Raw genomic sequence first — 14,994 nt, 5'->3', positions numbered from 1 at the left:
CATAGCAGAAGAATACGTGTTGTGTTCTTCAAAAGCCTCTACGAAACGCCATCTGGAATACTCGTCAATGGCAGTATACTGAAAGAATTGTTTGCCGATGACCTTGGGATTTTTGAGGCATGCAGAAGGAACAAATTTTACATCAACCTGTATGCGTTGTCCCGGATAATCCATCTGTTCATAAGGCTTTGGAATATATTTAGGATTTGGCGGATGAACTGCCATAATTCCCTGCTTACGGAGAAATCTGTATAGTCCAGGGATGGAACGGGAGTAACCACGCTGCTTGAGTTTAACCCAAAAGACAACAAGACCGGCATTGGGATTGCGTCTGCGCATATCAAAGATCAGCTTGATCTCTTCAGGGGTATGTTGGTTTGGATGATGATGGGGTCTGCGAGAGCGGTCACGAAGGGACTCAATAGAACCGTCATAACGTCGTTTCCAACGATAAATGTATTGACGGTTGGTTTTATATTTGATAGCAGCCTTGGTGACACCAAACCTTTCAGCGTATTTGATTAAGGATAGACGATACCGCATATCTTGTGTTATAGTAGCCATAGCAGAGAACTCCTTTTTTGTTTTTTTGTTGTGGTGACTAAAATATAACACAAAAGAAGCTTCTCTGCTTTTTTTATATTCAGTTGTAACACATGTATTGTAATCCTACAATAATCTCTAAAAAAAATATAAATTTATCGTTGACATGAGTAATCCCCGGTGCTATACTCATGGACATAGCAAAGGCGCTACGAAATATTCGTAGTGCCTTTTTCTTTTATCGGGAGGCATAAGTTCCCCGGTACAGGACAAAGAAAAACCTGATATCCGGCTATACGCGCGGACCGGATGAGGGGAAAAATGAAGTAAAATGCGATGCAATGGGGCGTCTGTTAAGGATAAGTCTCCATGTATCGCATTTTTGAGTTTTAGGAGGTAAGAACTATGACAAGTGAAATTTTAGATGCAATTTCTGGTGAAGTGTACGGTGTCTGGTTCCTGATCGGAGCGGCATTGGTATTCTGGATGCAGGCAGGATTTGCGATGGTAGAGACAGGATTTACCAGAGCAAAGAATGCCGGAAACATTCTGATGAAAAACCTGATGGACTTCTGTATTGGTACAGTTGTATTTATCCTTCTTGGTTTTGGACTCTTACTTGGTGAAGACATGGTTGGTTTGATCGGTAAACCGGGATTTGACATATTTACTGATTATGCAAATTTTGACTGGTCCAACTTCGTATTTAACTTAGTGTTCTGTGCAACAACAGCGACAATCGTATCCGGTGCGATGGCAGAACGTACAAAATTCATTTCTTATTGTGTATATTCAGCAATTATCTCAGCAGTTATTTATCCGATTGAGGCACACTGGACATGGGGCGGCGGCTGGTTGGCTCAGATGGGCTTCCATGATTTTGCCGGTTCTAACTGTATTCATATGGTTGGTGGTATCTGTGCATTGATCGGTGCAGCAATCCTTGGACCTCGTATCGGTAAGTTTGTAAAGGGCAAGGATGGTAAGGTTGAAAAAGTAAATGCATTCCCTGGACATAACCTTCCGATCGGTTGTCTCGGTGTATTTATCCTCTGGCTTGGCTGGTATGGATTCAATGGTGCAGCAGCAACAACCGTTTCAGAACTTGGTTCAATATTTGTAACAACAACAATTGCTCCTGCTGTTGCAACAGTTGTAGCAATGATCATTACCTGGGTAAAATATGGTAAGCCTGATGTTTCAATGTGTCTGAATGCATCTCTTGCAGGTCTGGTAGCAATTACAGCTCCTTGTGATGTCTGTGATGCTTTCGGTGCTATCGTGATCGGTGCTGTTGCCGGTGTATTGGTTGTATTCGGTGTATGGCTCTTAGATTACAAATTACATATTGATGATCCTGTAGGTGCTGTTGCAGTTCACTGCTTAAATGGTATCTGGGGAACAATCGCAGTTGGTCTTTTCGCTACAGATACAGCTCCTGCATTTGCAAGAGGTATCGGTGATGGCGTAACATATGGTGCAAACCAGATTGCAGCCAAAGGTTTATTCTATGGCGGTGGTTTCAAGCAGCTCGGTATTCAGTTCGTAGGTATGGGCGCGACCATCCTCTGGACAGCAGTTACGATTACAATTGCATTCCTTCTTATTAAGAAGATCTTCGGCCTTCGTGTATCAGAGGAAGAGGAAATTGTTGGTCTGGATTCATGCGAGCATGGTCTTCCATCTGCATATGCTGGCTTCAGTATCGTTGATGTATCAAATACAATGACAATGGATGTAAATGAAAATACAGATCTTGGTGTAGCTGATTATGATAAGGCTTCTGACACATTAAAGAATGCAGCAGTCAAGGTTGCGGAAGCTCCTGTTACAGCATCTCCAAGCGGTATCTACAAGGTAGTTATCATTGCAAAGCTTGCACGGTTTGAGATCTTAAAGAAAGCTTTAAATGACCTCGGTGTTACAGGTATGACAATGAATCAGGTTATGGGCTGTGGTATCCAGAAGGGTGCCGGCGAGATGTACCGTGGTGTTGAATTAGATGCAACCCTTCTTCCAAAGGTTAAGGTAGAAGTCGTAGTCAGCAAGATTCCTGTCAGTGCAGTTATTGAAGCTGCTAAGAAGGCTCTGTATACCGGACATATCGGTGATGGTAAGATCTTCGTATACAGTGTTGATAAGGTTGTTAAGGTTCGTACCGGTGAGGAAGACTTTGCAGCTTTACAGGATGTAGAGTAAATTACAAATAACCTATAATTATATAGAAGAAAGAGCCAGACCGGTGAGTGCCGGTCTGGCTTTTTCTTTTAAGTGTAGAAATAGAAATCAGATAGTTCACAAAATCTTCACATAAAATTAGCACTCACCTCTTGACAGTGCTAATAAATGGTGCTATAACATAGCTAAAGATAAGGAAAGGGATTAAGAAAGAAGATAAAAGAAAAAATCCCGGAACTTATAACATACAAATTCGACACCTCAGGTTTCTCTGACAGTGCTAAACATACAAAAGTCTAAGTGCCTCAAGGTTCCATAAGAGCTGAGATTTCCGACACTGGTTTGAAATTGAAAGGAGTAATGACTTATGTTAAGACCTAGTATTTTTGGAGAAAGTTTATTTGATGATTGGATGGATGATTTCCCATTCGGTAAGGAATTTGAAAAGGAAATGTTTCCGGAGAAAAGCCCATTGTATGGCAAACATGCTAAGAACATGATGAAGACGGATGTCCGTGAAACAGATGACAGCTATGAAGTAGACATTGATCTTCCTGGATTTAAGAAGGATGAAGTAAATGTCAAACTGGAAGATGGCTACATCACCATTTCCGCTGTAAAAGGTCTGGATAAGGATGAGAAAGATAAGAAGACCGGTAAGTATATCAGACGTGAACGTTATGCCGGCAGCATGAGCAGAAGTTTCTATGTTGGTGACGGTATCAGTCAGAAGGATATACATGCAAAATATGAAAGTGGTATTCTTCGTCTGACCCTTCCAAAGAAAGCACCGGAAGCAATCGAAAAGGAGAACTTCATTGCCATCGAATAAAATGTGTTGATATCGAGCCGTGCGAATAAAAAACATGACCCCTTATGTATATGTATACAGATATAAGAAAGGGAGTGTAGATCATGGATAAGAATCCAAAGCATCCATTGAAGAAAAAGAAAGCAGTTCAGAAGGTATGTGCAACAGCTAATCATAATGCACAGGAGGTTGAAGCTGCAGCACCAAAGTCAAAGAAACATACTTATTAGAGTGAATAAATCAACAAATAAAGAAAAGGTTCCCCGCATTTGCCTGTAGCCCGAAGAACTACAGGAGACAAGTGCGGGGGATTTTTTTGCTTTATAGGAACAGAAGTATCATCGGAAGCATTTTCATCGAAGGCATTTGGTGACAAAATCGAAAAAATATACATGGAGGAGTGCAAAAAAACACAGTTCTGTGATACTCTATAAACGGAGGTGGTTTTATGCAGGAACAAAAAGGAGCAAAAATAGGAGCATTTGTTTTCTTTTGCTTTGGTGTGATGATGCTTGCCCTCGGAGTCTGGGGCATAACAAACCTGTATGATCAGGGAGGAATCTTAACATGGGGGATCGTACTTGGATTCGGATTGATATTTGCATTGACAGGAATTGTATTGTTTATTAATTCGATGGAAAGTGTATCCAATCGGGTCAAACAATTACTGGGTTGCATTCTGGGAACTTTGGTATTCATGAGTTTTGGCTTTGTAGGTCTTTTGGCAAAAGGGTTAGGCATTATGAGACTTTTCCTTTTGTTTTTCGGTGGTATAGGAGTGCTGCTTCTGATACAGGGAATTCGTAACTTTATAAAAGGAGAGAGCGATGATGTCGTTCAGACTTCCGGATATAACAGTCAATATGGCGAATATAATAGTCAGTCCGGATATAACGGCCCATATGGTGTGTATGGCAGCCAACCCGCAGACATAATAATAGAAAATAGCGAGAAAACATCACCATGGGCTACAGATACCAGACAGGATTCACAATGGCAGCAGGGAACTCCAGGCACACCATATTCAGGAAGTGCGGAAAATAAGGTCTATACCAGTCAGGTAAATGATGATGCTGCAGGATATGGAAGCGGACTGTCACCGGAATTTGACCAGATGATGAACGGCATGGGTATGGATTCTGCACAGCGGGAGAAGGCAAGAAAGGTTGGTTCTGTAGTTCAAAAAGGTGCAAATATTTATGCCGGAGTCATATGTATTGTGGTCGGAGGTTGTTTTATATTGGCAAACAGCATTATCGTGCTTAGTTTTATTGTCATGCTTATTCAGACAGCAAGCCTTATGGCTGTTATGAGTTCATTGTTCTCAACTGTAATGTCGGCAGCATTGTTGATCGTAGGAATATTCATGGTCGTTCGTGGTGTGAAGATCCTCCGGGGAAAATAAATAAGTGATACTTATCTGAAAGACATACCAAATCACTTGCATAAGTGAAGCGACAGAGCAGACCGGTAGAAACAGTGTGCGATTTACATACAGGCAGGAGGACAAAAGGTGAATCAGATGGAGTTAACGATTTTGGATTTTATACAGGAGCATATGAGAAATGCATTTCTTGATGTAGTGATGCCATTTGTATCGACACTTGGGAATGCAGGGGTCATCTGGATCGCACTTACGGTCATGCTGTTGATCAGTAAGAAGCACAGAAAAACAGGGATTCTGATGGCACTTGCACTGGTATTTGATGTTATACTTTGTAATGGCATATTGAAGAATGCGGTAGCAAGGACAAGACCCTTTGATGTAAATACAGCGATTCCCCTGTTAGTGAAGAAGCCGACAGATTATTCATTCCCATCCGGTCATACGGCAGCGTCCTTTGCAGCAGTAACTGTATTGTTTTTTGCAAAAGAGAAATACCGGTATCCGGCACTAGTGCTTGCGGTGCTGATCGCATTTTCCAGACTATACCTGTATGTGCATTACCCGACCGATATCTTAGGTGGCATTCTGGTTGGAATTCTGTGTGGAGTAATAGCATATCTGATTACAAGAAAGAAACTGAAGTTTGGTTCAATGAACGGATAGAAAGAAAATGGGGGGCTGGTTATCACCTGAATAAAGACGAATAAAGAATTAACAAAATTTAACATTTATTTTCGTTTTCTTTCCATAAGAATGTAGTAGAATGGTGTAAAAGTTTTAAGAACACAGACCAGAGAGGAAATCTTATGGACGATACAAATGCAAATCAGATCAATCCTTCGATCCGGGGACTGACAGAAAACGAAGTAAAGAAACGAATCGAAAAAGGGCTGACGAATCAGACCGATATATCGACGGATAAAACGACGAAAGAGATTATTCTGTCGAATACACTTACATACTTTAACTTAATATTTCTTATTATCACAGTATTATTGATCCTTGTTGGTTCCTTTCGAAACCTGACCTTTCTGCCGATCATCATAGGTAATACATTGATCGGTATCATACAGGAGCTGCGTGCGAAGAAGACACTGGAAAAAATGAATTTCTTAAATGCACCTCATGCAGATGTAGTCAGAGACGGTGTTTTGCAGCAGATCCGTTCGGAAGAACTGGTAAAGGATGATGTCATTTTACTGACAGCCGGAAAGCAGATCTGTGCAGATGCGGTTGTTATCGATGGCAGCATTCAGGTAAATGAATCCCTCCTTACCGGTGAAGCAGACGAGGTAGAAAAGACGAGCGGCAGTTCCCTTTTGTCCGGCAGCTTTGTGGTGTCTGGTGAATGCTATGCCAGACTCGAAAAGGTTGGAAATGAATCTTATATCTCAAAACTCAGCATGGAAGCAAAGACCATGGGAAGCGGTGAACAGTCCGAGATGATCCGGTCGATCAACCTGATTGTAAAATGGGTTGGTATCATCATTATTCCGATCGGACTCATCCTGTTCTGGCAGAGTCATTTCGTAAATGATGACTCGATCCGGAAGAGTGTAACCTCAACGGTTGCAGCTATCCTTGGTATGATCCCGGAGGGCTTATATCTTCTTACTACGATTGCACTGGCACTCAGTACGATGAATCTGGCAAAACGAAAAGTCCTGCTGCATGATATGAAAAGTATCGAGACACTGGCACGTGTCGATGTGTTATGTGTGGATAAGACCGGAACGATCACAGAGCCTGTTATGAGTGTCAAGGATATGTTCTTAAGTAAGGATAGCCGGAATCCGTTAAAGACGACGGACGAATTAAAAGGGCTGCTGATTGATTATACAGCAGCGTCACAGGATAATAACGCTACGATGGAGGCATTGAAGAAATATGCCGATGAGGCAGACGGTAGTGTCGGAAAACACAGAGTACCGCTTGACCGTCTGGCATTTTCATCCAGTTTGAAATACGGCAGTATTACATTTTCGGATGGCATCTATCTGCTTGGTGCACCGGAATTCATCATGCGGGATGATTATGCGTCAATCGAGAAAGAGATCCTTCCTTATGCCGAAAAGGGAGATCGTGTGCTGTTATTTGGAAGATATGAAGGAAGCAGTATTGCAAATGGATTATCTGACAGAGTAACACCGCTTGGCTTTGTGGCACTGGCAAATCCGATTCGTGAAAATGCGGTAAAGACTTTTGCATACTTTAAGAGTCAGGATGTAGCGATCAAGGTTATATCCGGTGATAATCCAAAGACGGTATCACAGATCGCAGTTCAGGCGGGTATTGACAACGCAGAAAGTTATGTGGATGCAACGACACTTGATACGGATACGAAGATTAAGAAAGCCGTACGGGAATATACGGTATTTGGCCGTGTGACGCCGAAGCAGAAGCAGAAGCTTGTGCAGGCACTTAAAAAGCAGGGGCATACCGTGGCCATGACAGGTGATGGTGTCAATGATATCCTTGCAATGAAGGATGCGGATTGCAGCGTGGCGATGGCATCCGGTAGTGAAGCTGCAACACAGGCAGCACAGGTCGTTCTGCTGGATTCCGATTTTGCACATATGCCGGATGTGGTATACGAAGGACGACGGGTTGTAAATAATGTACAGCGTTCCGCCAGCCTGTTCCTTGTTAAGAATATATTCTCACTGTTGATGTCGCTGTTCTCGGTTATCTTTATGATCACCTATCCGCTGGAACCGGCGCAGATCTCATTGGTCAGTATGTTTACGATCGGTGCTCCCGGATTTCTGCTTGCACTTGAACCGAACAGAGACCGGATCAAAGGACATTTCCTTACAAATGTCATGTTCAAAGCATTTCCGGGTGGCCTTACTGACGTAATTGCGGTTGGCGCGTTAGTGATTTGCGGTGAGGTATTTGCTCTGCCGGAAGAAAGCATCGGTACGATCGCAACAATGGTGCTTTGCGTTGTTGGCTTTATGATCCTGTTTAAGATCAGTGAGCCGTTAAACAAGATGAAATATGGTGTGATCGGACTGAACATCATTGGATTTATATTCTCAGGATTTTTCCTGAAGAAGTTATTTGCATTGACCGATCTGTCAAATATCTGCGTACTGCTTATGGTGGTATTCGGATTCGCGGCAGAATCCCTGTTCCGCTACCTCACCCTGTTGGTGGAGAAGCTGCAGGAATACTATAAAAAGAAAAAACCAAAGCTTAAGAAATATCTGGAGATTAAATAGAGACAGGCAGCCCACAAAGCAGGGCTGTCTGATTTTTTGAGGTCAGAAAAAATCCTTGACTTATATATAAGATGTGTTTATGAGTATTGACATTATATTTTATTTCTTATAAAATTAATGATACAGTACGTATCAAAAAAGGAACACGGTAATGAACAAATCAGAGAAACAAAAAGCAAAAGAAAATGAACGACGACAGCGGATCCTGGATACTGCATTTTGCATCTTTGTAGAAAAGAAGATTGAAGCGGTAAGTATGGGCGAGATTGCAGAGGCGGTCGGTATCGGCAGGGCGACCTTATTCCGGTGTTATTCGAACAAGACAGAACTCGTGATCGCAGTCTGTATGGCACAGTGGAAATCATATCTGGACGAGCTCGATAGAAACAGACCGATTTCATCGGTTCAGGATATTCCGGCGATCGATCGATTCATATTCACGCTGGACAGTTATATTGAAATGTATCTGAATCATAAAGAACTGCTTCAGTACAATGATAACTTTAATCACTACGTCACGCATGAGGGCGTAGACCCGGAACAGTTTGAGAATATTCATACGTCGGTGTATTCGGCTGATACCCGATTGCATATGATGTATGAGAAAGCAAAGGAAGATCATACCTTTCGCACGGATATACCGGAGGATGAATTTATCCGTGTGACCGTACATACGATGATGGCAGCATGTACCTACTACGCGGGAGGCTTTATATGGGGCGCAGAGGATAACAGGGATTATATGCCGGAGTTGATACGTTTAAAGGAAATGATCATAAACTATGCGACAGCATCCGTATAACAGGATGCAGGGGTACTAGGGATATAAGGGATACGTGCATGAATGAAAGGGAGGTAAATATGAGTAAATTAAAAACAAAGAGAAAAAAGCATTATCTGGCAGCCGCCATGCTTGCTATGCTTGCGGTTGCGACGCCCATAACACTTTATGGGTCAATGACAACGTATGCACAGACAGATGACGCGGCCGGGGCAGAATCTGGTGAAGATACTGGTGAAGTAACCAATGAAGAAACCGGATATCACTATCAGAAGACTGGTGAACCATTGGTGGAGGAAAAAGATAACAACGGAAATATATGGCGGATCTATGCAGCTGCAGAAAATACAGCAGATACGGAAGCTACGGCAGACACAGCAGATGCAGTGGATACAGAAGATTCATCAGTGAAAAAATATATTGCTACGATCACATATGGAGGCGTAGATACAAACAGCAGCAGGGCTGGTGAGTTTAGTGTATTCTCAGGTTATGCAGACGTATTTGCCAAGTACAATATCGTGCAGGTAGAAGTTGGAGAAGGACTGACATATTTTAATGTATATAGTCCACCAGAAAATCTCCAGTATGAATATATCTATCTTCCAAGTACGATGCAGAAATTAACAACAGCATTGGTGCAGCAACAGAAGAAGCTGAAGGAGATCACGATTCCGGCATCTGTTACAGAATTCAATTCAGGTTCGTTCAATCATGGCATGTTCTATATGGATGAGTCACTGGAGAAGATTACATTTGAGGAAGGATGCAAGCTTACTTCATTTGGAAAGAATGTTCAATATTTACTTTACGGTTGTAAGTCTTTAAAAGAATTTACGGTTCCGGCTTCCATTGAAACGATACCGGAGAGGTGCTTTTATAATTCACAGTATCTTGAGACGATCCGGTTCGAAAAAGGCTCAAAGGTTGAAAGCATAGGAAAGGAAGCTTTTTATGCCTGTTACGCTTTGAAAGATGTTGAATTAGCGGAAGGACTTACAACGATCGGAGAATCAGCATTCCGAAATCTGGATCAGATAGAGAAGCTTGTGATTCCTGGCACAGTCACAACGATCGGTATATGTGCATTTTATGACTGTGACGGATTACAGGGGATCGCAATTCCGGATTCCGTGACATCAATTGGAAAAGCAGCATTTGCATATTGCGGGAATGTTACCGATATAAAACTTCCTAATCGGTTAGAGACGATTGAAGAGCAGGCTTTCATGGGATGCTCAATGGTAACATCACTCCGGATTCCGGACAGTGTTAAGACAATTAAAAATGAAGCGTTCCGTTATATATATATAACCGAGTTGCCGTATATGCAGAACGTGACTACCATTGGAACCCGGGCATTCAGCATCAGTAATCTGCGAAGCCTTGAATATCCAAAATGCTTGACGAATTTTACAGGGACTTCATTGGATGGTGGCGGAAATGCAAAAATCAAGGACATAACATTTGAAGACGGATGTGCCTTGAAGACCTTGCCGGAAGGCTTATTTTCTACATATAAAGAAAATAATACAAATCTGAAAGAACAACGTGAGATTAAGCTGCCTCTTTCTTTAAAAGAGTTAAATATGAATGTATTTTGTGGTTCGTGGAACAGAACGATAGTGGAGATCCCGCATACAGACAAGGATTCTTTGCAGTTAACTTTAACAGATTATGGAACCACATCGAAAGAGACGATAGGGAAAAGCTTAAAGATGATGTATTATACAGTACATTCATTTGAGATTTACAGATGCCTGACGGAGACCTTTGGTGTGCCAAGAGATCACATCACTTTCCATGAGGAAAAGGTGGGCTGGAAGTTGACCGGTGTAAAGGATGGCATATATACCTATACGGCAGAATGTAGTACATGTGGAGAAGTCAGCAAGAGCTTGACCTATGATGAAAATGGATTTGCAACGGTGGATGGTTCCTATCAGCCGGCTGAGCAGGTCACGGCGGAGAATTGTAAGGCATTTGGATTAGACGAAAATTACATAGGATACTATGCAGTAAGCAATGCCGGACAGTTATACTGGTTTGCTGATTATGTAAATGGAAACGGAGATGATGCTACGGCACATCTGTCGGAGAATGTCGTTCTTTGCAATGATATTGAGATGAATGATACAAGTGAATGGGATGTATGGACAGATGAAACGACAAATGTGATCAACTGGCCATCTCTCGGATCTTATAATGTTAATTTTACGAAATATAACATTATATATCAGGGAGTTTTTGACGGAAATCATAAGACGATCCGGGGCTTGTATCGGAAAAATCCGGGATATGATAATCAGGGCGGACTGATCGGATATATCGGCAGATTGGGAGCTTTAAAGAATCTGACGATAGAGAAGTCTTATGTAACTGCATGTGCAGTATTTGCAGGGTTCAATAATGGATCCGTTACGAACTGTACAGCCGGAAGACTGCGCACAAAATATTGTGGGCATGGCGGTGCTGTTTTTGTATATAAGAATTATGGAATTATGGATGACTGTGTGAATACAGCAGATGTAGAATGGATCGATAAACAGCGTGAAAATTGCTTTGGCATAGTAGATATGAATTATGGCATTGTAAAAAACTGTGTCAATCGTGGAGCAATCAATAATACCGGAGGACGCATTAGCGGAGATGTGGGAGGAATTTGTGATTGGAATAAGGGCAAGATCCTGAACTGTTATAATGAAGCGCCAATTACATCAACCGGTCAGGCAGCCGGTATTGTAAGAGATAACAAGGGATATGTTGCTAACTGCTATAATAAAGGAGCACTTACAGGAACATATGTCGGAGGTATTGCAGCAGGAACCGGTGTGGCAGAAGGCGGTGATGTAATAATCGTAAATCCATCTATTGGGGGGTGGGAAGATACATCCGGCGGATCTTCAGATGATTCGGGAAGCGGTTCTACGGAAGCGGAGGAATTGGTTCCGGTTTCTCTGTCACAGTATGGAATCTATTATTGTTATAATACAGGAGCTGTTACAGCTTCGGACAGTTGCGCCGGAGGTATTGCTGCTTATGCAATATGTAGTAAGGGTACGATCTACGGCTGTTATAATACAGGAGATGTTGAAGGTGGTTCCCATACCGGAGGAATTGTAGGAGGGGTAGAGAATGCTCTGATAAGAGACTGCTATAATTATTCCACGAATATAAAGACAACAAATGTTGCAACCAGCTTCCAGAATAATGAACCGCATGCATTTGCAGCGCCTATTGCAGGTTGTGTTTCATCTTATTTGGGAAATGCAGTGGTATCTGCCTGCTGTTATGTGGGAGATATTGATGTGGAAGCTTACGGATATTCCATGGATTTGAAGGGACATAAGGTGACATTTACTGATAATGAAGCTATGACAGCGGAAGATTTTGAATCCGGTAAGGCTGCCTGGAAACTGCAGAATGGTATCAATGAAGATCTGAAGGCTTCCGGAGGAAAGCAGTTATTTGTATGGAAACAGATAATAAGCGGAGCAGAAATCGAACGATATCCGTATCTTGATTTAACAGAGGAAGAAACAAGCAGAAGCGTTATGCAGATGACCTTCCATTATACGACCGGTGGTAAAGATCTTGCAGGATATGGATATACGAATTACAACCATGCAGTTACCGAGACCCAGGCACCGACTGTAACAGGAAAGAATGATGCGATTCATACATTCGACTGGTATGAAGATAAGGAACATACGACCTTGTATGATTTCACGCATGTATTAACTACAGATAAGGATGTATATGCAGAAGCATATGACCTGTATACTCTGGAATTTAAATTGACGGAAGGTAGTTATGCATCGGCAAGCGTTGATAAGAAGAAAGTGACAGAGCTTATCACCGAGACCGGTGAGACTGTTGTATTTACAGTAACACCGGATACAGGATGCATATTAGAAGGGGTAAGCTTGGATGGAAAGACACTGAAGCCGGATGAGGATGGCAATTATACGATATCCGATATCTCAGCAAATCATACGGTAGAGATTACAACAAAGGAAACAGAAGTTACATTTACCTACAAGGCCGGCGAGCATGGAACAGTAAAATGGGTAGGTGACAAGACCGGTTCCGGTGAATTGACAGAGACGATCAAGGCAGTAAGCGGAACGCCAAAGGGAGTTCTTCCGGTGGCAGATCTTGGCTGGCATTTCGTGAAGTGGGTTGACAGCAAGGAGGGTAGTCCGTCCTATTCCATAACCGGACTCTATCCAACTGCGGTAAACGGTGTTTTTGAGGGCGAGACCTACACCGCAATCTTTGAAAAGAATATAGAGACTTATGCGATCTCCGGAACTGTTCGCGATCCCGAAGGCAATCCTGTACCGGGTGTAACAGTTAAATTAAAAGGAAACGGTGATACAAAAAAGACGACATCAGCAGAAGATGGCTCTTATCGGTTTGAGAAATTAGAAGAGGCAGAATATCAGTTAGCAGCCATAAAGTATTATGAGAATAACTGGAAGGCAGAGAGTGAAACCGCTGGTGTCAGATTAGAGGGATCGGATGTAACCGGTCGGGATCTTAAGCTTTCGATGAACAGAGCGACAAATACGAAACCTGACGGATGCATCGAGTATTACAGAGTTACACTTACAGAGAATGCGCAGGACTATCTGGAAGAAACAGGTGGCGACGTAGTTGAAGATTCAGACTATACATTATCGGCAAGAGATCGATACAGCAATGCCCATGCGGTTGTCTATGTATACGAAGCGGTGAGGGGATTTGATGGTAACTATTATAAACTGTCTGATGAAGTGGCAGAGGCACTTAAGACAGATGGCAGATGCTATACTATTAAGAACATTGGAAAAGACTACGTCATAGATGTGAAAGCAGAAGATGTGATCCCGAACCGATATGAGGTTACGATTCCATCCGGTGGGGATGATTATACGATCCTTCCGGAGAAAGAGGGAGAAACAATCAGTTATGGCGAGGATTATTCCTTTACAGTTAAGGCTGCAGCCGGTCGATGTGTTCTTGTATCTGCAAATGGCACAAGGATAGAATTTGCAGATGGAAAGTATACGATCAAAAATGTGACAAAACCACAGAAGATCATAGTAGAATTTGCGGATCAACATACCTGTGGAGAATGGAAGGTTGTTACACCTGCTACTTATGATGCGGCAGGAGAAGAAACAAGAACCTGTTCTGTATGTGGAGCGGTTGAGAGAAGAGAGCTGGCACAGCTTATCTGCAAGCATGTATCAAAGCGTCTGGTAACAGATAAGAAAGCAACCTGTACGGCGGCAGGAAGTGGACATTATGTTTGTGATACCTGTGGAAAGACGGTGCAGGAGGATGTCAGTATAGCAGCAAAGGGTCATACCTGGACTGCATGGACAGTGACAGTGAAGCCGACTACCTCAAATGCAGGGGAAGAAAGCAGAACCTGCTCTGTATGTAAGAAGGTTGAGAAACGTCAGGTCAGCAAGTTAAGCCAGAAAAAATATACGATTACTTATAAGTTAAATAAGGGTAAGAATAACAAGAAGAATCCGAAGACCTATACATCAGCGAAGAAGGTTATATTAAAGAAACCGACCCGGAAGGGATATGCATTCAAGGGATGGTATACAAATAGTAATTATACGAAGAAGATAACCTCGATCAAGAAAGGCTCAAAGAAGAATTATACCGTATATGCGAAGTGGTCGAAGGTAAAGGTGAAGAGGACAACCGGACTTAAGGTTGCGAATACGAATGGCAAGAACCTGGTTGTAAAGTATTCAAAGGTATCCGGGGCAAAGGGATATCAGATCACATACGCGACCAATTCTAAGTTCACCAAGAGTAAGAAGGTCGTCAATACAACGAAGAGAACGAAGACCATAAAGAAGCTGAAAAAAGGAAAGACCTATTATGTACGGGTCCGTGCATATAAGAAGGATTCCACAGGCAGGAAAGTATATGGTAAATACAGTAAAGTAATGAAGGTCAAGATAACAAAATAAGATCAAGACAAAGGAGCATGATTAAGAATGCAATCAGGGGCAGGATAAAAAGTTTGCTTTTTATCCTGCCCCTGAATCTGATTATTTAT

General features: G+C 42.3%; 9 protein-coding genes. 8 read left to right on the top strand and 1 reads right to left on the bottom strand.

Translation table 11 applies throughout. The annotated features are described in order from the left end of the window. On the bottom strand, positions 1 to 564 hold a 564-nt coding region (locus tag DWW85_RS11750), incomplete at its 3' end, for a helix-turn-helix domain-containing protein (protein WP_147340908.1). Between the two features lie 384 nt (positions 565 to 948). On the opposite strand from DWW85_RS11750, the gene DWW85_RS11745 reads away from it, so the two are divergent. From DWW85_RS11745 to DWW85_RS11715, 8 genes are all read left to right on the top strand, one after another. Further along, positions 949 to 2,742: an ammonium transporter gene (locus DWW85_RS11745; protein WP_021943564.1), complete on the top strand. Its 1,794-nt coding sequence runs from the start codon at positions 949 to 951 to the stop codon at positions 2,740 to 2,742. Positions 2,743 to 3,088: 346 nt separating this feature from the next. Beyond that, a complete protein-coding gene (locus tag DWW85_RS11740) occupies positions 3,089 to 3,553 on the top strand; it encodes an Hsp20/alpha crystallin family protein (protein WP_117808740.1) in 465 nt (154 codons plus the stop codon). Between the two features lie 83 nt (positions 3,554 to 3,636). Next, positions 3,637 to 3,762, top strand: a complete 126-nt coding sequence (locus DWW85_RS13070) for a hypothetical protein (RefSeq protein ID WP_021943566.1) — start codon at positions 3,637 to 3,639, stop codon at positions 3,760 to 3,762. 218 nt (positions 3,763 to 3,980) lie between these two features. After that, a complete protein-coding gene (locus DWW85_RS11735; RefSeq protein WP_117808739.1) occupies positions 3,981 to 4,937 on the top strand; it encodes a hypothetical protein in 957 nt (318 codons plus the stop codon). 117 nt (positions 4,938 to 5,054) lie between these two features. Next, positions 5,055 to 5,582, top strand: a complete 528-nt coding sequence (locus DWW85_RS11730) for a phosphatase PAP2 family protein (protein WP_117808743.1) — start codon at positions 5,055 to 5,057, stop codon at positions 5,580 to 5,582. A 143-nt stretch (positions 5,583 to 5,725) separates the two neighbouring features. Beyond that, on the top strand, positions 5,726 to 8,143 hold the full coding sequence (locus DWW85_RS11725) for an HAD-IC family P-type ATPase (RefSeq protein WP_117808738.1): 2,418 nt from the start codon (positions 5,726 to 5,728) through the stop codon (positions 8,141 to 8,143). Positions 8,144 to 8,294: 151 nt separating this feature from the next. Beyond that, on the top strand, positions 8,295 to 8,945 hold the full coding sequence (locus DWW85_RS11720) for a TetR/AcrR family transcriptional regulator (protein ID WP_117808737.1): 651 nt from the start codon (positions 8,295 to 8,297) through the stop codon (positions 8,943 to 8,945). Positions 8,946 to 9,004: 59 nt separating this feature from the next. Continuing rightward, positions 9,005 to 14,905 carry a leucine-rich repeat protein gene (locus tag DWW85_RS11715; RefSeq protein WP_181986564.1) on the top strand — a complete coding sequence of 1,967 codons (5,901 nt, stop codon included), beginning with the start codon at positions 9,005 to 9,007 and terminating at the stop codon, positions 14,903 to 14,905. Positions 14,906 to 14,994 lie beyond the last annotated feature (89 nt).

The organism is Clostridium sp. AF17-21AC (assembly GCF_003461365.1).
Lineage (GTDB): Bacteria > Bacillota > Clostridia > Lachnospirales > Lachnospiraceae > Coprococcus > Coprococcus ammoniilyticus.
Note: the sequence above shows the minus strand (reverse complement) of the source record. Positions and strands in the feature narration are given on the sequence as shown.